This is a genomic window from Streptomyces sp. NPDC107471 (assembly GCF_055582845.1).
Genome location: NZ_JBVJPC010000012.1, coordinates 144,372 through 165,042, shown reverse-complemented (window position 1 = coordinate 165,042; position 20,671 = coordinate 144,372). Strand labels below are relative to the sequence as shown.

Annotated in this window: 20 protein-coding genes; 16 read left to right on the top strand and 4 right to left on the bottom strand. The window is 71.0% G+C overall.

The genetic code is table 11. The annotated features are described in order from the left end of the window. Positions 1-62: 62 nt before the first annotated feature. Together ACZ66S_RS33810 and ACZ66S_RS33805 are read right to left on the bottom strand one after the other, a co-directional pair. Positions 63-347 (bottom strand): hypothetical protein, encoded by a 285-nt coding sequence (locus ACZ66S_RS33810; RefSeq protein ID WP_469905380.1) that lies wholly within the window; start codon positions 345-347, stop codon positions 63-65. 9 nt (positions 348-356) lie between these two features. Continuing rightward, positions 357-1,328 carry an LLM class flavin-dependent oxidoreductase gene (locus tag ACZ66S_RS33805; RefSeq protein ID WP_469905379.1) on the bottom strand — a complete coding sequence of 324 codons (972 nt, stop codon included), beginning with the start codon at positions 1,326-1,328 and terminating at the stop codon, positions 357-359. 221 nt (positions 1,329-1,549) lie between these two features. On the opposite strand from ACZ66S_RS33805, the gene ftsY reads away from it, so the two are divergent. Then, positions 1,550-2,746, top strand: a complete 1,197-nt coding sequence (ftsY, locus tag ACZ66S_RS33800; protein ID WP_469905378.1) for a signal recognition particle-docking protein FtsY — start codon at positions 1,550-1,552, stop codon at positions 2,744-2,746. 83 nt (positions 2,747-2,829) lie between these two features. On the opposite strand, the gene ACZ66S_RS33795 is transcribed toward ftsY, so the two are convergent. Further along, positions 2,830-3,486, bottom strand: coding sequence for a bifunctional DNA primase/polymerase (locus ACZ66S_RS33795; RefSeq protein WP_469905377.1), 657 nt, complete (start codon positions 3,484-3,486; stop codon positions 2,830-2,832). 433 nt (positions 3,487-3,919) lie between these two features. On the opposite strand from ACZ66S_RS33795, the gene nsdA reads away from it, so the two are divergent. The 5 genes from nsdA (at position 3,920) to ffh (ending at position 11,516) form a co-directional block, all read left to right on the top strand. After that, positions 3,920-5,425 carry a transcriptional repressor NsdA gene (gene nsdA, locus ACZ66S_RS33790; protein ID WP_469905376.1) on the top strand — a complete coding sequence of 502 codons (1,506 nt, stop codon included), beginning with the start codon at positions 3,920-3,922 and terminating at the stop codon, positions 5,423-5,425. Positions 5,426-5,737: 312 nt separating this feature from the next. Next, positions 5,738-7,069 carry an ammonium transporter gene (locus ACZ66S_RS33785; protein ID WP_469905375.1) on the top strand — a complete coding sequence of 444 codons (1,332 nt, stop codon included), beginning with the start codon at positions 5,738-5,740 and terminating at the stop codon, positions 7,067-7,069. After that, positions 7,066-7,404: a P-II family nitrogen regulator gene (locus ACZ66S_RS33780; RefSeq protein WP_289940149.1), complete on the top strand. Its 339-nt coding sequence runs from the start codon at positions 7,066-7,068 to the stop codon at positions 7,402-7,404. The genes ACZ66S_RS33785 and ACZ66S_RS33780 overlap by 4 nt, the downstream gene beginning before the upstream one ends. A gap of 26 nt (positions 7,405-7,430) precedes the next feature. Continuing rightward, positions 7,431-9,878 carry a [protein-PII] uridylyltransferase gene (locus tag ACZ66S_RS33775; RefSeq protein WP_469905374.1) on the top strand — a complete coding sequence of 816 codons (2,448 nt, stop codon included), beginning with the start codon at positions 7,431-7,433 and terminating at the stop codon, positions 9,876-9,878. Between the two features lie 84 nt (positions 9,879-9,962). Beyond that, complete coding sequence (gene ffh / locus ACZ66S_RS33770; protein WP_469905373.1) at positions 9,963-11,516, top strand: signal recognition particle protein; 1,554 nt, start codon at positions 9,963-9,965, stop codon at positions 11,514-11,516. Positions 11,517-11,645: 129 nt separating this feature from the next. On the opposite strand, the gene ACZ66S_RS33765 is transcribed toward ffh, so the two are convergent. Beyond that, positions 11,646-12,503, bottom strand: a complete 858-nt coding sequence (locus ACZ66S_RS33765; protein WP_469905372.1) for an SAM-dependent methyltransferase — start codon at positions 12,501-12,503, stop codon at positions 11,646-11,648. A gap of 200 nt (positions 12,504-12,703) precedes the next feature. Here ACZ66S_RS33765 and proS point away from each other — a divergent pair, with 200 nt between their 5' ends. From proS to lepB (ACZ66S_RS33715), 10 genes are all read left to right on the top strand, one after another. Continuing rightward, complete coding sequence (gene proS / locus ACZ66S_RS33760) at positions 12,704-14,119, top strand: proline--tRNA ligase (protein ID WP_469905371.1); 1,416 nt, start codon at positions 12,704-12,706, stop codon at positions 14,117-14,119. Between the two features lie 261 nt (positions 14,120-14,380). Beyond that, positions 14,381-14,983, top strand: a complete 603-nt coding sequence (locus ACZ66S_RS33755; protein ID WP_020138752.1) for a hypothetical protein — start codon at positions 14,381-14,383, stop codon at positions 14,981-14,983. Positions 14,984-15,237: 254 nt separating this feature from the next. After that, a complete protein-coding gene (gene rpsP, locus ACZ66S_RS33750) occupies positions 15,238-15,666 on the top strand; it encodes a 30S ribosomal protein S16 (protein WP_469905370.1) in 429 nt (142 codons plus the stop codon). Positions 15,667-15,668: 2 nt separating this feature from the next. Beyond that, entirely contained in the window at positions 15,669-15,908 is a 240-nt protein-coding gene (locus ACZ66S_RS33745; protein WP_007384965.1) for an RNA-binding protein, read from the top strand. 93 nt (positions 15,909-16,001) lie between these two features. Then, a complete protein-coding gene (gene rimM / locus ACZ66S_RS33740) occupies positions 16,002-16,544 on the top strand; it encodes a ribosome maturation factor RimM (protein ID WP_469905369.1) in 543 nt (180 codons plus the stop codon). Positions 16,545-16,547: 3 nt separating this feature from the next. Next, positions 16,548-17,381 (top strand): tRNA (guanosine(37)-N1)-methyltransferase TrmD, encoded by an 834-nt coding sequence (gene trmD, locus ACZ66S_RS33735; protein WP_469905368.1) that lies wholly within the window; start codon positions 16,548-16,550, stop codon positions 17,379-17,381. A gap of 132 nt (positions 17,382-17,513) precedes the next feature. Continuing rightward, entirely contained in the window at positions 17,514-17,864 is a 351-nt protein-coding gene (rplS, locus tag ACZ66S_RS33730) for a 50S ribosomal protein L19 (protein WP_053848457.1), read from the top strand. Between the two features lie 45 nt (positions 17,865-17,909). Beyond that, complete coding sequence (gene lepB / locus ACZ66S_RS33725; RefSeq protein WP_469905367.1) at positions 17,910-18,605, top strand: signal peptidase I; 696 nt, start codon at positions 17,910-17,912, stop codon at positions 18,603-18,605. Continuing rightward, on the top strand, positions 18,598-19,692 hold the full coding sequence (gene lepB, locus ACZ66S_RS33720; RefSeq protein ID WP_469905366.1) for a signal peptidase I: 1,095 nt from the start codon (positions 18,598-18,600) through the stop codon (positions 19,690-19,692). Before lepB (ACZ66S_RS33725) ends, lepB (ACZ66S_RS33720) begins: the two co-directional genes overlap by 8 nt. Continuing rightward, positions 19,580-20,551 (top strand): signal peptidase I, encoded by a 972-nt coding sequence (gene lepB / locus ACZ66S_RS33715; protein ID WP_469905365.1) that lies wholly within the window; start codon positions 19,580-19,582, stop codon positions 20,549-20,551. The genes lepB (ACZ66S_RS33720) and lepB (ACZ66S_RS33715) overlap by 113 nt, the downstream gene beginning before the upstream one ends. The last annotated feature ends 120 nt before the right edge of the window (positions 20,552-20,671 follow it).

Sequence of the window (20,671 nt, the reverse complement as noted above, 5' to 3'; positions counted from 1 at the left end):
AACCTTCCGCCGTCCCCGGCCGGGCAACCGCCCGGCCGGGGACGGCGGAGCCGTGTGCGGGGTCACCGGACGAGGACGCCACCGCCGATCTCCAGGGCCTCGCGGCAGCTCTCCCCGATGATCCGGCGCAGCAGCGCCACCTCGCGCCGGAGCTCGGCCTCGACATACAGGTCCTCCTGAGCGAGCACGGGCAGGGAGCGCGCGCCGAGCGAGCGTACGAACTCCGATTCCTGCGCCGTCGTACGCCACGACTCGAACCCGCCGGACCGGTCCACGTCGTCGGGCACGTCGAGGATTCGCAGACTGCCGTCCGGCTCGCGGACGCAGACCTCCACCGGCAGACTCATGGGCCCGGCTCAGCCGTCCAACGCCGGAAGTACCCGTTCCGCGAACAGTCGCAGGCTCCGCCAGCCCTCCTCCACCGGCATCCCGCCCGCCAGCGGATGCAGGACGAGGTTGTCGAGGCCCAGCTCCACGCACTGCTCGGGCGTGAGGATCCGGTACACGCCCTCCGCGCGCAGTTCGTCCACCGAGGTGGCCGCCGAGCGGACCGCGGAGCGGATGTCGCCGGACTGCCAGGAGGCGTACGTCCGGGCCTCGTGCAGGAAGTGGTCGCCGTACGCCGCCCAGGTGCGGTCCGGGTCCTCGGCGATGTGCAGCAGTGGTGTCTCGGCCGTCGGCATCATGGTCCAGCCCTCGGTGCCGTACTCCACCAGCCGCTCCTTGTAGTAGGCCTCCAGTTCCGGCAGGTGCGCGCTGGGGAAGAAGGGCAGGCCCAGGCGGGCGGCCCGGCGGGCGGCGGCCTTGGAGGAGCCGCCGACCAGGAGGAGGGGGTGCGGGTCGGTCAGCGGGCGCGGGGTGATCCGTACCGTACGACCTCGGTACTCGAACTCCTCGCCGGTCCAGGCCTTGAGGAGGGTCTCCAGGAGCTCGTCCTGGATCCGGCCCCGGCGCCGCCACTCCACGTCGAACAGGGCGTACTCCTCGGGCCGGTAGCCGATCCCCGCGACCGTCACCAGCCTGCCTCCGCTCAGCAGGTCCAGTACGGCGATCTCCTCGGCCAGGCGGAGCGGGTCGTGCAGCGGGCCGATCACGGCGGAGACGGTCACCGCGATCCTGCGCGTCGCGCCGAACACCGCGCCCGCGAAGGCGAACGGCGAGGGCAGCCAGTTGTTGTCGACGCCGTGGTGCTCCTCGGTCTGCACGGTGGTGATCCCGTGCTCGTCGGCGTACGCGGCCATGTCCAGGGCGGCCCGGTAGCGGGCGCCGAGCGAGGCGGGCGTCGCACCGGGCTCGACGAGGTTGAAACGCACGACCGTGACGGGCATGGGGGTCCCCCTTCACCGGGCGGGTGGTGGCGGGGACGGTAGCTGACACCGCGTCAGATTTCCATGGGGCGGCACACCCGGGCGGAGGAGGTGCGTGACGTCGGCCACCCGCATTCCCGGCCAGTGCGGCGCATGCGCCGAAAAGGGCGTGAAGCGGATCGGTTCTCCCGGTGCGGCGGCGCGGTCGCGCCCGGGAGGGCGGGATGGATACTGGACGGGTTATGGAAACCGTCATCCTTGCTGTAGTCATCGCCGTGGTCGTGCTCGGTGTGCTCGGCGGGCTCGTGGTCGGCAGCCGGCGCAAGAAGCCGCTGCCCCCGCCGCCCCCCGCCGCGCCCGACATCACCGCCCCTCCGGCCGAGCCGCACGTCGGCGACGAGGCCGAGACGCCGCGCGACGAAGCGCGCCGGACCATTGAGGAGGTGGATCTCCCGGACGGCTCCGCGCCGCCCGTCACCGAAGAGCTCCCGGCGGCGGCCGGGATCGAGATCCCGGAACCCACCGCCGGCCGCCTGGTCCGGCTGCGCACCCGGCTCTCCCGCTCGCAGAACGCCCTCGGCAAGGGGCTGCTCACGCTCCTGTCGCGCGAGCACCTCGACGACGACACCTGGGAGGAGATCGAGGACATCCTCCTCACCGCCGACGTCGGCGTCGCACCCACCCAGGAACTGGTCGACGGCCTGCGCGAGCGGGTGAAGGTGCTCGGCACCCGGACCCCCGACGAACTGCGCGGGCTGCTGCGCGAGGAACTGCTCAAGCTGGTCGGCACCGAGGTCGACCGCACGGTGCGCACCGAGCCGGACGACCGCAAGCCCGGCATCGTGATGGTCGTCGGGGTCAACGGCACCGGCAAGACCACCACCACCGGCAAGCTCGCGCGCGTGCTCGTGGCCGACGGGCGGACCGTCGTCCTGGGCGCCGCCGACACCTTCCGGGCCGCCGCCGCCGACCAGCTCCAGACCTGGGGCGAGCGGGTGGGCGCCCACACCGTGCGCGGGCCCGAGGCCGGCGACCCCGCCTCCGTCGCCTTCGACGCGGTGAAGGAGGGCAAGGAGATGGGGGTCGACGTGGTCCTCATCGACACCGCCGGCCGTCTGCACACCAAGACCGGCCTCATGGACGAGCTCGGCAAGGTCAAGCGGGTCGTCGAGAAGCACGCCCCGCTCGACGAGGTGCTCCTCGTGCTGGACGCCACGACCGGGCAGAACGGCCTGGTGCAGGCCCGCGTCTTCGCCGAGGTCGTCGACATCACCGGCATCGTCCTGACCAAGCTGGACGGCACGGCCAAGGGCGGCATCGTGGTCGCGGTCCAGCGTGAACTGGGCGTACCGGTCAAGCTGATCGGTCTCGGCGAGGGCGCCGACGACCTGGCGCCGTTCGAGCCGGAGGCGTTCGTGGACGCCCTGATCGGGGACTAGTCCACCGGTCGCCGCCGTCAGCGCACGCGAAGAAGCGCCCGCCCCCGAGGTGCAGTCGGGAGCGGGCGCTTCGCTGTGTACGGCTATGCGCGCGACCGGTGCGCCACGTACGCCAGCGTCCCCAGCAGCAGGCGGGCCGCCGGCGGCTTCGTCGCCGTGTCCAGGGAGGGCGGCCGCAGCCACCGCACCGGGCCCAGGCCGCCCCGGTCCGACGGCGGGGCCGTGATGTGCGCGCCGGCGCCCAGGCCACGCAGGTCCAGGGAGGCGGCGTCGTCCCAGCCCATGCGGTAGAGGAGTTCGGCCAGGTCGACCGCGGCGCCGGGGGCGACGAAGAACTGGGCGCGGCCCTCCGGGGTCGCGGTCACCGGGCCGAGGGGCAGGCCCATGCGCTCAAGGCGGACCAGGGCGCGCCGCCCGGCGGGCTCGGCGACCTCGATGACGTCGAAGGCGCGGCCGACCGGCAGCATCACCGCGGCGCCGGGGAACTCGGACCACGCCTTGGTCACGTCGTCGAGCGTGGCCCCGGCCGGAACCGCGGACGCGAAGTCGAGGGGGTGGGCGCCGGGTCGGGGGCAGTCGGCACGGCCGCAGGAGCAGGCGCCGGCCGAGGCCCGCGCGCCCGGGACGACGTCCCAGCCCCAGAGTCCGGTGAACTCGGCGACGGCGGTGCACTCCGAGGTGCGGCCGCGCCTGCGCGTACCGGAACGGATCTCCCGAATGCCGCCGATCGTGAAGCCCATGCCCCCTCCAACGGGTCCAGCGCGCCGGTGGTTACGCGGCGGACCCGGCCGGTCACTCTCCGTTTCCCCTTCCGGGCGATGGTGGCGCCCGGAAGCGTCCGGGGTCGTGTGCCGGGGCTCGTGCGCCCCTGAGTGCACCGCTCCGCCCACCCCGCTCGGTCTATGTCAAGTGAATCGTGTGGAGGCGGTGGTGAGTTCATTCGAAGGGGTGGCGAATGGTGGCGTTTCCGGGATCGCCATGGCTGGACGCGTGATCGTAGGATTACTTTGAGTGCACGAGTCCTGGGGGCACATGCACTTGTGGGTATGCCGGAGGCAAGTCGGTTCCCCGTTCGAAGGCTGACAACTGCCGGACGAACGGCGGTATTTACCGGCATTCTGATAAGGCTTGGCGCACTCGGCGACAAGTGGTCTCAGGGATGGGGGCGTTCCAGTGGGCGGCAACAGCGGAAGCGGGACGGGCACCGGGAGTGCCGCGCAGAGCTCCTCCCCGGCCGACAAACGCCCCAACGAGCTGCTCACCTCCTGGTTCGTGCGCAGCGGCTGGTCGAAGGGCGAGCTCGCCCGTCAGGTCAACCGCAGGGCCCGGCAGTTGGGGGCCAACCACATCTCCACCGACACCTCGCGGGTGCGCCGCTGGCTGGACGGCGAGAACCCCCGCGAGCCCATCCCCAGGATCCTGTCCGAGCTGTTCTCCGAGCGGTTCGGATGCGTCGTCTCCGTCGAGGACCTCGGACTGCGCACCGCCCGCCAGTCGCCGTCCACGACCGGGGTCGACCTGCCCTGGACGGGCCCGCAGACCGTGGCCCTGCTCAGCGAGTTCTCGCGCAGCGACCTCATGCTGGCGCGGCGCGGCTTCCTCGGGACCTCGCTGGCCCTGTCCGCGGGCCCGTCCCTCATCGAGCCCATGCAGCGCTGGCTGGTCCCCGGGCCCGCCGCCACCCCGCACCGGGAGCCCGACCCGGCCGCCTCGCGCCGCGTCGGCCGGCTCTCCAAGCCCGAGCTCGACCTCCTCGAGTCGACGACCGTGATGTTCCGCCAGTGGGACGCCCAGTGCGGCGGCGGCCTGCGCCGCAAGGCCGTCGTCGGGCAACTGCACGAGGTGACGGACCTCCTCCAGGAACCGCAGCCCGAGACCACCACCCGCAAGCTGTTCAAGGTCGCCGCCGAACTGGCCGAGCTCGCGGGCTGGATGTCGTACGACGTGGGGCTCCAGCCCACCGCCCAGAAGTACTTCGTGCTCGCCCTGCACGCCGCCAAGGAGGCCGGCGACAAGCCGCTCGGCTCCTACGTCCTGTCCAGCATGAGCCGCCAGATGATCCACCTGGGACGGCCCGAGGACGCCCTGGAGCTGATCCACCTCGCGCAGTACGGCAGCCGGGACTGCGCGAGCCCGCGCACCCAGTCGATGCTGTATGCGATGGAGGCCCGCGCGTACGCCAACATGGGCCAGCCCGGCAAGTGCAAGCGGGCCGTCCGGATGGCCGAGGACACCTTCGCCGACGCCGACGAGTGGGACGAGCCGGACCCCGACTGGATCCGCTTCTTCTCCGAGGCCGAGCTGTACGGCGAGAACTCCCACTCCTACCGCGACCTCGCCTACGTCGCCGGCCGCAGCCCCACCTACGCCTCCCTGGCCGAGCCCCTCATGCAGCGGGCGGTGGAGCTGTTCTCCGACGACGGCGAGCACCAGCGGTCGTACGCGCTCAACCTCGTCGGCATGGCCACCGTGCACCTGCTGCGGCGTGAGCCCGAGCAGAGCACCGTCCTGGTGGAACAGGCCATGCACATCGCCAAGAAGGTCCGCTCCGAGCGCGTCAACACTCGTATTCGAAAGACGGTCGACACGGCCGTACGCGATTTCGGTGATCTCGCCGAGGTCGTGGATCTCACCGACAAGCTCGCCGTGGAACTCCCGGAGACCGCGGAAGCCGTCTGAATCCCCTGAACCCCGGCCGCGGCCGGCCCTCCCGAACTGCCCGACTCGGCTCCCCCATGCCAGGTCATCGGAAGGCCGACCGCGGCCGGTTCTCTCCTTCTGAGAAGGTTGCGCCACCATAACGATCGGCGCGGCCCGAATCTGCCAGTTCATCGACGCGTAACACGCACGGCGTCTTCGTCACGGCGGCGAAACAACGAGGGGCTTCCACCGAAACCGCGCTGCGCCAATCTCATGGCGCATAACCGGCCCACCCCTCAATCCGCTCTGGCTTCGCCCGCACGGGGCCGTACCTACGACGAGGAGACGCCGATGGCACCAGCCATCACGCTCGCCGCAGACAAGCTGTCTGTGGCCAACACAGGCTTCATGTTGATCTGTTCCGCCCTGGTGCTGATCATGACCCCCGGCCTCGCCTTCTTCTACGGAGGCATGGTCCGCGTCAAAAGCACCCTCAACATGCTGATGATGAGCTTCATCAGCATGGGTATCGTCACCATCCTGTGGGTGCTGTACGGCTTCTCCATGGCGTTCGGTACGGACCACGGCTCGCTCATCGGCTGGGAATCCGACTTCTTCGGATGGACCGGCATCGACAAGGGCGACATCTGGTCCGGATACACGATCCCGGTCCTCGCCTTCGCCGTCTTCCAGATGATGTTCGCGATCATCACGCCCGCCCTGATAAGCGGTGCGATCGCCGATCGCGTGAAGTTCTCCGCCTGGGCGCTCTTCGTCGCGCTGTGGGCCACGGTCGTCTACTTCCCGGTCGCCCACTGGGTGTGGGGCACCGGCGGCTGGGCCTTCGAGCTCGGTGTGATCGACTTCGCCGGTGGTACCGCGGTCCACATCAACGCGGGTGCCGCGGCGCTCGGCGTGATCCTGGTCATCGGCAAGCGCGTCGGCTTCAAGCGGGACCCCATGCGCCCGCACAGCCTCCCGCTGGTCATGCTCGGCGCCGGTCTCCTGTGGTTCGGCTGGTTCGGCTTCAACGCCGGCTCGTGGCTCGGCAACGACGACGGCGTCGGCTCCCTGATGTTCGTCAACACGCAGATCGCCACCGCCGCCGCGATGCTCGCCTGGCTCGGCTACGAGAAGATCCGCCACGGCGCGTTCACCACGCTGGGCGCCGCCTCCGGCGCGGTCGCCGGTCTGGTCGCCATCACCCCCTCCGGCGGTGCGGTCACCCCGGTCGGCGCGATCTGCGTCGGCGCCATCGCCGGTGTCCTGTGCGCCATGGCGGTCGGCCTCAAGTACAAGTTCGGCTACGACGACTCGCTCGACGTCGTCGGCGTCCACATGGTCGGCGGTATCGCCGGCTCCCTGCTGATCGGCTTCTTCGCCAGCGGCACCGGCCAGTCGGACGTCAAGGGCCTCTTCTACGGCGGCAACGCGGACCAGCTCTGGAAGCAGTGCGCCGGTGTCTTCGCGGTCCTCGCCTACTCCCTGATCGCCTCCGCGATCCTCGCCTTCCTGCTCGACAAGACGATCGGGATGCGGGTCGACGAGGACGAGGAGATCTCGGGCATCGACCAGGCCGAGCACGCCGAGACCGCATACGACTTCAGCGGTGCCGGTGGCGGCGCCGCCCGGACCTCCGTCACGGCCGCTGTCGCCGACGCGGGCAAGAAGGTGGACGCATGAAGCTCATCACCGCCGTCGTCAAGCCGCACCGGCTCGACGAGATCAAGGAAGCCCTCCAGGCGTTCGGGGTGCACGGCCTGACGGTCACCGAGGCGAGCGGTTACGGTCGTCAGCGGGGCCACACCGAGGTCTACCGCGGTGCCGAGTACACCGTGGACCTGGTGCCGAAGATCCGCATCGAGGTCCTCGTCGAGGACGACGACGCCGAGCAACTGATCGACGTCATCGTCAAGGCGGCCCGTACCGGCAAGATCGGTGACGGCAAGGTCTGGTCCCTGCCGGTCGAGACCGCCGTACGGGTCCGGACGGGCGAGCGCGGCCCGGACGCGCTCTGACCGGAGAACAGAACAGGAGCTGCTGGGTGACGAGCACGAACGTGCGCAAGGATGCAGAGGACTCGGGACCCAGCGGCTACGCGGCGGCCCGGCTGCGCCTCCTCTCCGAGGGGGCGCGGTCCGGGCCGCCGCGCCGTTCCGCCCTCGCCGACCTGACCGACGACTGGCTCTCGGGCCTGTTCGCCGCGGGCGCCGAGCAGGTGCGCGGGGTGTCCCTGATCGCCGTCGGCGGCTACGGCCGCGGCGAGCTGTCGCCCCGCAGCGACCTGGACCTGGTGCTGTTGCACGACGGCAGCGACCCGGGCGCGGTCGCCGCCCTGGCCGACCGCATCTGGTACCCCGTGTGGGACCTGGGCCTCGCCCTCGACCACTCCGTGCGCACGCCCGCGGAGGCCCGCAAGACGGCCGGGGAGGACCTGAAGGTCCAGCTCGGCCTCCTGGACGCCCGTCACCTCGCCGGTGACCTGGGGCTGACGGCGGGCCTGCGGACGGCGGTCCTCGCCGACTGGCGCAACCAGGCCCCCAAGCGCCTGCCCGAGCTCCAGGAACTGTGCGCCGAGCGCGCCGAGCGCCAGGGCGAACTCCAGTACCTCCTCGAACCCGACCTCAAAGAGGCCCGCGGCGGACTCCGGGACGCCACCGCCCTGCGTGCCGTCGCCGCCTCCTGGCTGGCCGACGCCCCGCGCGAGGGCCTCGACGACGCCCGGCGCCGGCTGCTCGACGTCCGGGACGCCCTGCACCTGGCGACCGGCCGCGCCACCGACCGGCTCGCGCTCCAGGAACAGGACCAGGTCGCCGCCGAACTCGGCCTCCTGGACGCCGACACCCTGCTGCGCCAGGTCTACGAGGCCGCCCGGGTCGTCTCGTACGCCAGTGACGTCACCTGGCGCGAGGTGGGACGCGTGCTCAAGTCGCGTGCCGTGCGGCCACGGCTGCGCGCCATGCTCGGCGGCGGCAAGCCGGTCGCCGAGAGGTCACCCCTGGCGGAGGGGGTCGTCGAACAGGACGGCGAGGTGGTCCTCGCCCGTGCCGCCCGCCCCGACCGGGACCCCGTGCTCCCGCTGCGGGCCGCGGCCGCCGCCGCCCAGGCCGGACTCCCGCTCTCCCTGCACGCCGTGCGGCGCATGGCGGTGGGCGCGCGCCCGCTGCCCACGCCCTGGCCCGCCGAGGCCCGCGAACAACTGGTCACCCTGCTCGGCTCCGGCCGCCCGACCGTCGACGTCTGGGAGGCGCTGGAGGCCGAGGGCCTGATCACCCGCCTGCTGCCCGACTGGGAGCGGGTCCGCTGCCGCCCGCAGCGCAACGCCGTGCACATCTGGACCGTCGACCGGCACCTGATCGAGACGGCCGTCCGCGCCTCGGAGTTCACCCGGCGCGTCCACCGCCCCGACCTGCTGCTCGTCGCCGCACTGCTGCACGACATCGGCAAGGGGTGGCCCGGCGACCACTCCGTGGCCGGCGAGATCATCGCGAAGGACGTCGCCGCGCGCATCGGCTTCGACCGCGACGACGTCGCCGTCCTCTCGGCACTCGTACGGCACCACCTGCTGCTCGTGGACACCGCGACCCGGCGCGACCTGGAGGATCCCGCCACCGTGCAGTCCGTCGCCGAGGCGGTCGGGTCGCAGGGCACGCTGGAGCTGCTGCACGCGCTGACCGAGGCCGACGCCCTCGCCACCGGACCGGCCGCCTGGTCGTCCTGGCGGGGCTCGCTCGTCGCCGACCTGGTCAAGCGGGTGGCCGCGGTGCTCGCCGGGGACGACCTCGACGAGCCCGAGGCGGCCGCGCCCACCGCCGAGCAGGAACGGCTCGCCATCGAGGCGGTCGCGACCGGCGGCCCGGTACTGTCCCTGCGCGCCCAGACCGAGCCGCCCGTGGACGCCGAGCCCTCGGACGACCCGGAACCGCTCGGCGTCGAGCTCGTGATCGCCGTGCCGGACCAGCCCGGTGTGCTGCCCGCGGTCGCCGGCGTGCTGGCCATGCACCGGCTCACCGTCCGCACCGCCGAGCTGAGCGCCCAGGACCTGCCCGACGGCGTCGAGGGCTCCGTCCTCCTGCTGAACTGGCGGGTCGCCGCCCAGTACGGCTCGCTGCCCCAGGCGGCCCGGCTGCGCGCCGATCTCGTACGGGCCCTGGACGGCTCGCTGGACGTCGCCGGGCGCCTCGCCGAGCGGGACGCCGCCTACCCGAGGCGTCGGGGGGTGGTCGCGCCCCCCGCGCGCGTGACGGTCGCCCCGGCCGCCTCCCGGCACGCCACGGTGATCGAGGTGCGCGCCCAGGACGCCCCCGGACTGCTGTTCCGCATCGGGCGGGCCCTGGAGGACGCCGGGGTGCGGATGCGCAGCGCCCACGTGTCGACGCTGGGCGCCAACGCGGTGGACGCCTTCTACGTCACCGACGGCAAGGGCGCCCCGCTCGGGGCCGGAGAAGCGGCTTCCGTGGCCCGGAAGCTGGAGGAGACCCTGCGGGGCTGACCGGGGGATCCCGGCTACGCGTGCCGCCGGGATACCCTGGAGGGCGATTCCCAGCAGCCACCGACCCCGAGGACCGCGAGCGCCGTGTTCGATACTCTTTCCGATCGCCTCTCAGCGACTTTCAAGAACCTGCGCGGCAAGGGACGGCTCTCCGAGGCGGACATCGACGCCACCGCGCGTGAGATCCGTATCGCGCTTCTCGAGGCGGACGTGGCCCTGCCGGTCGTCCGGTCGTTCATCAAGAACGTCAAGGAGCGCGCCCTCGGTGCCGATGTCTCCCGGGCGCTGAACCCCGCCCAGCAGGTCCTGAAGATCGTGAACGAGGAACTCGTCACGATCCTCGGCGGCGAGACCCGGCGCCTCAGGTTCGCCAAGAACCCGCCCACCGTGATCATGCTGGCGGGTCTCCAGGGTGCCGGTAAGACCACCCTCGCGGGCAAGCTCGGCCGCTGGCTGAAGGAGCAGGGCCACTCGCCGCTGCTCGTCGCCGCCGACCTCCAGCGCCCCAACGCCGTCAACCAGTTGAGCGTCGTCGCCGAGCGCGCCGGAGTCGCCGTCTACGCCCCCGAGCCGGGCAACGGCGTCGGTGACCCGGTCAAGGTCGCCAAGGACTCCATCGAGCACGCCAAGGCGAAGGTCCACGACATCGTGATCGTGGACACCGCCGGCCGTCTCGGTATCGACGCCGAGCTGATGCGGCAGGCCGCGGACATCCGCGACGCCGTCAGCCCCGACGAGATCCTCTTCGTCGTCGACGCGATGATCGGCCAGGACGCCGTCAACACCGCCGAGGCCTTCCGCGACGGCGTCGGCTTCGACGGCGTGGTGCTCTCCAAGCTCGACGGCGACGCCCGCGGTGGTGCCGCCCTGTCGATCCGGCAGATCACCGGCAAGCCGATCATGTTCGCCTCCAACGGCGAGAAGCTGGAGGACTTCGACGCCTTCCACCCCGACCGGATGGCCTCCCGCATCCTCGACATGGGTGACCTGCTCACCCTGATCGAGCAGGCGGAGAAGACGTTCAGTCAGGAAGAGGCCGAGAAGATGGCCTCCAAGCTGGCGTCCAAGAAGGGCCAGGACTTCACCCTGGACGACTTCCTGGCCCAGATGGAGCAGGTCCGCAAGATGGGCAGCATCTCCAAGCTGCTCGGCATGCTCCCGGGCATGGGCCAGATCAAGGACCAGATCAACAACCTGGACGAGCGGGACGTCGACCGCACCGCCGCGATCATCAAGTCGATGACCCCGGCCGAGCGCCAGGAGCCGACGATCATCAACGGCTCGCGCCGCGCCCGTATCGCCAAGGGTTCCGGTGTCGAGGTCAGCGCGGTCAAGAGCCTCGTCGAGCGGTTCTTCGAGGCCCGCAAGATGATGTCCCGCATGGCTCAGGGCGGCGGCATGCCGGGGATGCCCGGGATCCCGGGCATGGGCGGCGGTCCCGGCCGCTCCAAGAAGCAGCCGAAGAAGGCCAAGGGCAAGCAGCGCTCCGGTAACCCGATGAAGCGCAAGCAGCAGGAGGCCGAGGAGGCCGCGCGCAAGGCCGCGGGGCCCCAGGGCGGCGGCGCCTTCGGGGTGCCCGGACAGCAGGCCCCGCAGGACTTCGAACTGCCCGACGAGTTCAAGAAGTTCATGGGCTGAGTCCCTCTCCGCGCGTGCCGGGGACGGGGGTGTGTCGTAACGTCCGGTCATGACCAACCCCGCCCCGCCGCGCAGGTCTCCCTAGCAGCCCGTCGCGCGGTTCGCGCGGCTGACGAAGGAGGCCGACGGCTAGGGCACGCGCGCGACCAGGTACCGGAAGACGTTCGGCATCCACACCGTGCCGTCCCGGCGCTGGTACGGATGCAGGGCCTCCGTCACCTCCTTGTCGACCTGCGCCTGGTCGGTCGCCTCGATGGCCGCGTCGAAGAGCCCGGTCGACAGCAGCCCCTTGAGCGCGCTGTCGAGGCCGGCGTACCCGAAGGGGCAGGACACCCGCCCCGAGCCGTCCGGCCTGAGGCCGGCCCGCTGGGCGACCTCCTCCAGGTCGTCGCGCAGGGCCGGGCGCCAACTGCCCGTGCCGCGCAGTGGATCGGCCAGCCTGGTGGCCACCCGCAGCACGGACGACGTGGCGCACCGCTCCGGCGGACCCCAGCCGGCGAGCACCACGGGGGCTCCCCGCCGGGCGAGCGGTGTCGCCGAGGCGAGCAGATCGCCGAGCCCCTCCGAGTCCCCCGCGAGACACCCGATCGGCTCGAAGGCGGTCACGAGGGTGTACGGGGCGGTCCCGGCGTGGGGGATCTCCGCCGGCACCTGCTCGACCAGGCTGATGCCGGCCCGCGCGCGCGTGCCCGACGCCTCCGGCAGCAGCCGCTCCCGGGCGAGCGCCAGCCGCTCGGGCGAGGAAGGCTCGACCCCGGCCACCGCCGCACCCCGGGAGGCGGCCATCAGCAGGGCCAGCCCGCTGCCGCAGCCGAGGCCCAACAGCCGTGTCGCCGGGCCCACTTCCAGACGCTCGTAGACGGTCTCGTACAGCGGAACCAGCATCCGCTCCTGGATCTCGGACCAGTCACGCGCGCGTGCACCGAGGTCCGCGCGGGACGCCTCTCTCGTCGAAGACAGGTGTTGCCGCACGAGCGTGGGTGTCATGGATAAGCGCCCCAATCCGCCGAGAGTTGACTCTGTGCCCGTTTCCTTAGCCCCCGTGACGTGCGCTCGCAGTTCCCCCGTATGCCAGGTAACTCCGCACTCGACCGCTCGTCCAGAGGCAGAAGGGTCCTGCTTGCGGGTTGGCATGTGCCGGGGAAAAGAATTCACGTCCCGGCAATCCGCGCCCGTAACATCGCGCCATGGCAAAGGCACCTGTTCTCACACCCCGGGCGGACGACTTCCCGCGCTGGTACCAGGATCTGGTCAGCAAGGCCGAACTGGCCGACAACGGTCCGGTGCGCGGCACCATGGTCATCCGACCGTACGGGTACGGGCTGTGGGAGCGGATGCAGGCCGAGATGGACGCCCGGATCAAGGCGACCGGCACGCAGAACGCGTACTTCCCGCTGCTGATCCCGCAGTCCTACCTCACCCGCGAGGCCGACCACGTGGAGGGCTTCGCGCCCGAGCTCGCGGTCGTCACCCACGGCGGCGGCAAGGAGCTGGAGGAGCCCGCGGTCGTCCGCCCCACCTCCGAGATGATCATCAACGACTACTTCTCGAAGTGGGTGCAGAGCTACCGCGACCTGCCCCTGCTGATCAACCAGTGGGCCAACGTGGTGCGTTGGGAACTGCGGCCGCGCCTCTTCCTGCGCACGACGGAGTTCCTGTGGCAGGAGGGCCACACCGCGCACGCGACCGAACAGGACGCGCGCGTGTTCGCCTCGCACATCCACCGGCAGGTCTACGAGGACTTCATGACGAACGTCCTCGCCATGGACGTCGTCCCCGGCCGCAAGACCGTCAGGGAGCGCTTCGCCGGCGCGATCAACACCCTCACGCTCGAAGGGATGATGGGCGACGGCAAGGCCCTCCAGATGGCCACCAGCCACGAGCTGGGCCAGAACTTCGCCAGGGCCTTCAACACCTCCTACCTGTCGAAGGACGGCACCCAGGAACTCGTCTGGCAGACCTCCTGGGGCTCCACCACCCGCATGATCGGCGCCCTGGTGATGATGCACGGCGACGACAGCGGTCTGCGGGTACCGCCGCGGCTCGCGCAGACCCAGGTCGTCGTGCTCGCCATCAAGGGGGACGAACCGGTTCTGGCCAAGGTCCGCGAGATCGGCGACCGGCTGACGGCGGCGGGGCTGCGCGTCCACGTCGACGACCGCACCGACACCCCGTTCGGGCGCCGCGCGGTCGACTGGGAGCTCAAGGGAGTGCCGGTCCGCGTCGAGATCGGGCCCCGTGACCTGGAGGGCGGCACGGCGATGGTGGCCCGCCGCATCCCGGGAGGCAAGGAAGCCGTCGCCCTGGACTCCCTGGCGGCACTGCTCCCCGGGTTCCTGGAGGAGGACCAGGCGCTGCTGCTGGCCCAGTCCCGTGCGCGCCGCGAGTCCCGCACCGCCGAGGTGTCGACCTTCGACGAGGCCGTCGAGGCCGCCGTCTCGGGCGGCTGGGCGCGGATCCCGTGGGCCGTCCTCGGCGCGGAGGGCGAGGCCAGGCTGGCCGAGCACGCGGTGACCGTACGCTGTCTGGTCGCGGAGGACGGGTCGGTGCCGGGAACCGACGACGCCCCCGGTAACGTCGCAGTCGTTGCCCGCGCTTACTGAGACAGCGCCCTTCCGGTGCGAGAGCGACCGAAACGCCTCTTGCGCACCTGCGGATCCCAACCGCACCGGCGCGTGGACACGATCTACGCGCCGGGGCGTACCTCACACTACGTACCGGCTTGTTACGAGCTGTGAGGGTTCTCCGCAGATCAGCGCACCCGCCCTCGTCTCCACGCATCAGCGGCAACTGACGGGTACGTGCAAATTATTTGGGATGCCCCGGAATAGGAACACAGGGGCACCCTGGCTCGTTGTCATTACGTGAGCACGACACAGACACCACCTGTTCTCGCCGCAGAGCTGGCAGAGGCGTGGGCCGACATTCAGCGGTACCACCCCGAACTGCCCGACCTTGCCGCGCCAGAGTCCCTGATCGGGGAGTCGTCGTCCGCTTGCGGTCACGAGCTCTCCTTCGAGCGACTGCTTCACGAGGCAGTCCACGGCATCGCCGCCGCGCGAGGCATCCGCGACACCTCCCGCGCCGGCCGCTACCACAACCGCAGATTCCTCGCGATCGCCGAGGAGATGGGCCTGGACCACCCCGAGGAGCCGCACCCGAGCAGCGGTTTCTCCCTGGTCACGCTCACCCCCGAGGCAAAGCGCCGCTACCGCCCGACCATCGAGCGGTTGCAGCGCGCCCTCAAGGCCCACACGGCGGCGACCTCCGCCGACACCGCCCGCTCCTTCCGGGGTCCGGCGGCGCGGCACGGCTCCTCCGGAGGCGGGGTCCGGGTCAAGGCGGTCTGCGACTGCGGCCGCAATGTGAGGGTCGTCCCCTCCGTCCTGGCCCAGGCGCCGATCGTCTGCGGGGGCTGCGGGAAGCCGTTCCGCATCCCCGAGATCGTGGGCGCAGCGGCGAGCTGAGGACCGCGACTGCTCGTGGCAGCCGCGATCCTGCCCGGGGGCACCCGGAGTGCCGGGTGCCCCTCAGGCATGCTCGTGCGCGGCCTCGGTCCGAGCGGAGCCGCAGGGTATGGCACAATGGCTAGCTGTACTCGACAGCCGCACAGGAACCCTCTCGCCTCCGGCTGACGCGTCCATCGGGCACTCGGGTACCGCAACCCCACGCGGCAGTCTCGCCGTGCCCAACCACGTCAAATCCAGGAGAACCCACTCCCGTGGCAGTCAAGATCAAGCTGAAGCGTCTGGGCAAGATCCGTTCGCCTCACTACCGCATCGTCGTCGCCGACTCCCGCACCCGTCGTGACGGCCGTGCGATCGAGGAGATCGGCCTGTACCACCCGGTGCAGAACCCCTCGCGCATCGAGGTCGACTCGGAGCGCGCGCAGTACTGGCTGGGTGTCGGCGCGCAGCCGACCGAGCCCGTGCTCGCCATCCTGAAGAAGACCGGCGACTGGCAGAAGTTCAAGGGCGAGCCCGCCCCGGCTCCGCTGCTCCAGCCGGCCGAGAAGGCCGCGCGCCCGTCGTTCGAGGCCCTGGGCGGCGACGACACGGGCAAGGGTGAGGCCATCACCCAGAAGAAGAAGGCTGAGAAGAAGGACGAGGCCGCGGCTGAGTCGTCTTCGTCTGAGTCGACCGAGGCCTGAGCATGCTCGAGGAGGCTCTCGAGCACCTCGTGAAGGGCATCGTCGACAACCCTGACGACGTGCAGGTGGCCTCGCGCACCCTGCGCCGCGGGCGCGTGCTGGAGGTCCGGGTCCACCCCGACGACCTCGGCAAGGTGATCGGCCGCAACGGCCGCACCGCGCGTGCCCTGCGCACCGTCGTGGGCGCCATCGGCGGCCGCGGTGTCCGCGTCGACCTCGTCGACGTGGACCACGTCCGCTGACGTCAAACGCAGCACCGGCTCGGGCCGGGGAGGGCCATCGGGCCGTCCCCGGCCCGTAGTCGTCCCGGGCCCTACGACAGGAGATCTTCGGAAGTGCAGCTCGTAGTCGCACGGATCGGCCGCGCCCACGGCATCAAGGGCGAGGTCACCGTCGAGGTCCGTACCGACGAGCCGGAACTCCGGCTCGCACCCGGCGCCGTACTGGCGACCGACCCGGCCGCCACCGGCCCGCTCACCATCGAGACGGGCCGTGTCCACAGCGGCCGTCTCCTGCTGCGCTTCGAGGGCGTCCGTGACCGGACCGCCGCCGAGGCGCTGCGCAACACCCTCCTGATCGCCGAGATCGATCCCGACGAGCTGCCCGAGGAGGAGGACGAGTACTACGACCACCAGCTCATGGACCTCGACGTCGTGACCAAGGACGGCGTGGAGGTGGGCCGGATCACCGAGATCTCGCACCTGCCCTCCCAGGACCTCTTCATCGTGGAGCGGCCCGACGGCACCGAGGTGATGATCCCGTTCGTCGAGGAGATCGTCACCGAGATCGACCTCGAGGAGCAGAAGGCCGTCATCGACCCGCCGCCCGGGCTCATCGACGACAACGCCGAGATCGCCTCCTCGCGGGAAGAGTCGTAGAAGATGCGCCTCGACGTCGTCACGATCTTCCCCGAGTACCTCGACCCCCTGAACGTCTCCCTGGTCGGCAAGGCACGCGCGCGGGGGCAGCTCGACGTGCGCGTCCACGATCTGCGCGGGTGGACGTACGACCGCCACAACACCGTCGACGACACCCCGTACGGCGGCGGTCCGGGCATGGTCATGAAGACCGATCCCTGGGGGGACGCGCTGGACTCCGTGCTGGCGGACGGCTACGAGACGGGCTCGCACGCGCCCGCCCTCGTCGTCCCCACCCCGAGCGGCCGCCCCTTCACCCAGGAACTCGCCGTGGAGCTCTCCGAGAGCCCCTGGCTGATCTTCACGCCGGCGCGCTACGAGGGCATCGACCGCCGGGTGATCGACGAGTACGCCACGCGGATGCCGGTCCACGAGGTGTCCATCGGCGACTACGTCCTCGCCGGCGGCGAGGCGGCCGTCCTGGTGATCACCGAGGCGGTGGCCCGGCTGCTGCCCGGTGTCCTCGGCAACGCCGAGTCGCACCGGGACGACTCCTTCGCGCCCGGTGCCATGGCGAACCTGCTGGAGGGGCCCGTCTACACCAAGCCGCCCGAGTGGCGCGGCCGCGGCATCCCGGACGTCCTGCTCAGCGGGCACCACGGCAAGATCGCCCGCTGGCGCCGCGACGAGGCCCTCAGGCGTACGGCGGCCAACCGGCCCGACCTCATCGAGCGCTGCGAGCCGGCCGCCTTCGACAAGAAGGACCGCGAGATGCTCTCCATCCTGGGCTGGGCGCCGGACCCGGCGGGGGAGCCGTACGGCCGATTTTGGCGCAGGCCGGAAGGCGTGGAAGAATAGGCCGCTGTTGTGCGTCGTCCGGCGTGCGCCCCTGCCACAGGGGGACACGACGCCCGCCCCGACACGGACAGCCTCCTCACGAACCCTATCTACCGCCGATGACCTGTGGCATGGGCGAAGAAAGCAGACGAAATGTCTCACCTGCTCGACTCCGTCGACTCCGCGTCGCTGCGCAGCGACATCCCGGCCTTCCGCCCGGGTGACACCGTCAACGTCCACGTCCGCGTCATCGAGGGCAACCGCTCCCGTGTGCAGCAGTTCAAGGGCGTGGTCATCCGCCGCCAGGGCGCCGGTGTCCGCGAGACCTTCACGGTCCGCAAGGTCTCGTTCTCCGTCGGCGTCGAGCGCACCTTCCCGGTGCACACCCCGATCGTCGAGAAGATCGAGCTGGTCACCCGCGGTGACGTGCGTCGCGCCAAGCTGTACTACCTGCGCGAGCTGCGCGGCAAGGCCGCGAAGATCAAGGAGAAGCGCGAGAACTGAGCGCTTTTCGGACGTCACAGCGCGGCCGGATAGCATCTGGCCCCGATGGACACCGAAGCACAGCCGACGGAGCGCGACCGCTCCTCCCACCCCGAACCAGGGGCCGCGGAGGGACGGTCGCGTTTCGCGTTGGTGTCGAGGATCACCCAGTGGCTGCCGGGCGGCCGGATCTCCCTGCTCCTGCTGCTCTGCCTGGTCCTTCTCCTGCTCGTCAGCACGTTCGTGGTCAGGCCCTTCCAGATCCCCAGCGGATCCATGGAGAACGGATTGAGGATCGGGGACCGCGTTCTCGTAAATAGGTTGGCGTACCGTTTCGGTGCCGAGCCGCGGCGGGGAGATGTAGTCGTGTTCGACGGAACCGGGTACTTCGGGGACGGGGACTACATCAAGCGCGTTGTGGGTGTGGGGGGAGACCACGTGGTCTGCTGCGACAAGAAGGGGAGGGTCGAGGTGAACGGCCGGTCGGTCGACGAGTCGGGCTTCCTGTACCCCGGTGACAGCCCGTCCTCGGTGCCCTTCGACGTCCGGGTGCCCGAGGGCACCCTGTTCGTCCTCGGTGACCACCGCAGCGTCTCCAGCGACTCCCGGGACCACCTCGGCTCACCCGGCGGCGGCATGATCCCCGTCGACGACGTCCTCGGCCGGGCCGACTGGATCATCTGGCCCGCCGGTCACGCCACCCGCCTGCACCGTTCCGCCGCCTACGCGCGCGTGCCCGCCGTGGAGGGCGCGCATGGGTAACCGGGGCAAACCGCGCGGTGTGGCGAGCACCGCCGCCGACAACCTGCTGCCCACCGGCGTCCGGCGCTCCGCGAGCCCCGGGGGCGGCCGCTCGCGCGCGGAGCGGCGCAAGCTCCAGCGCAAGGTGAAGCGGCGCAGGAGGCGCGGCGCGGTCAAGGAGATACCTCTCCTGGTCGGAGTGGCCGTCCTGATAGCGCTGGTCCTGAAGACCTTCCTCGTCCAGGCGTTCGTGATCCCGTCCGGCTCGATGGAGCAGACGATCCGGATCGGCGACCGCGTCCTGGTCGACAAGTTCACCCCGTGGTTCGGCTCCAAGCCCGAACGCGGGGACGTCGTCGTCTTCAAGGACCCCGGCGGCTGGCTCCAGGACGAGCAGACCACGACCAAGAAGAACGACCCCGTGGTCGTCAAGCAGGTCAAGGAAGGGCTCACCTTCATCGGCCTGCTGCCGTCGGACAACGAGAAGGACCTGATCAAGCGGGTCGTCGGGGTCGGCGGCGACCGCGTCAAGTGCTGTGACACGCAAGGCCGGGTCACCGTCAACGGCGTCCCCCTGAGCGAGACGGACTACCTGTATCCCGGGAACGCCCCGTCCACCCAGCAGTTCGACATCACCGTCCCGCAGGGGCGGCTGTGGGTGATGGGGGACCACCGCGCCAACTCCGCGGACTCCCGCTCGCACCAGGACACCGACTACGGCGGCACCGTCTCCGAGGACTCGGTGGTGGGACGGGCCATGGTCATCGCCTGGCCCTTCGGGCACTGGACCACGCTGAAAGAACCGAAAACTTACTCTTCCATTGCCGACTCGGCGTCCGTCGCGACCTCAGCCTCCCGGGCGTCGCTTAGGGTTGCTCCCGACGATCCGAACGAAGCGATCCAACTCCCGAGCCCTGCGGAACTCCCGCTCGTTATGGGAGTGGTGGGCCTGCGCCGTATCTGGGGCAGGCGGCGGCACAGAGTAAGGAGTTGGCGTGGGGGATGTGGCGGTTGGCGCACGATCCGGGCACGACGGCGAGGAGCACCGCGGACGCCCCGTGGAAGCAGCCGACCCGGCCGCGGACAGCGCCGTGACCTCCGGGAGTGACTCCGGGGCGACCGAGGACGGGACGACGACGGAGGTCCGGGGAGGCGGGCCCGGCGATTCGGCCCCCCAGGTGAGGAAGCAGCGCTCCTTCTGGAAGGAGCTGCCCATCCTGATCGGCATCGCGCTGGTGCTGGCGCTGCTGATCAAGACGTTCCTGGTGCAGGCCTTCTCGATCCCGTCCGACTCGATGCAGAACACCCTTCAGCAGGGCGACCGGGTGCTGGTCGACAAGCTGACCCCGTGGTTCGGCTCCGAGCCGGAGCGCGGCGAGGTCGTCGTCTTCCACGACCCCGACAACTGGCTGGCGGGCGAGCCCACGGCGGACCCGAACGCCGTGCAGACCTTCCTGTCCTGGATCGGTCTGATGCCCTCCGCCGAGGAGAAGGACCTCATCAAGCGCGTCGTCGGCGTGGGCGGTGACACCGTCTCCTGCCAGGGCACGGGCCCGCTCAAGGTCAACGGCAAGGCACTGGACGAGGCGTCGTACGTCTACGCCGGCAACACCCCGTGCAGCCAGGACGACCAGGGCGGCCAGTTCACCGTGAAGGTCCCCAAGGGCTACATCTGGGTGATGGGCGACCACCGGCAGAACTCCCGTGACTCGCGCTACAACCAGTCCGACAAGCACCACGGCATGGTCCCGGTCGACGACGTCGTGGGCCGCGCCATCGTGAAGGCCTGGCCGATCAACCGCTGGGGCACGCTGCCCAAGCCGGACACCTTCAGCCAGGCCGGCATCAACGACAAGGCGTCGGCCTCCGCCGCCCTCACGGTCGCCCCGCAGGGGATCGCCCTCCTCGGCGCGGTGCCGGTGGCGCTGTGGCGGCGCAGGAAGGCCACCGTCGAGCGGACCCGCTGAGCGGGCCCGGCCGCCGGTCGTCATCGGCCCCACGGACCTGGTGAAAGCTTTGCGGAGCTTGTCGCTCCGGCCGGGCGGGAGGGGCTGACCCGCTCAGGTACCGCCGGGTAGGGTGCGGGT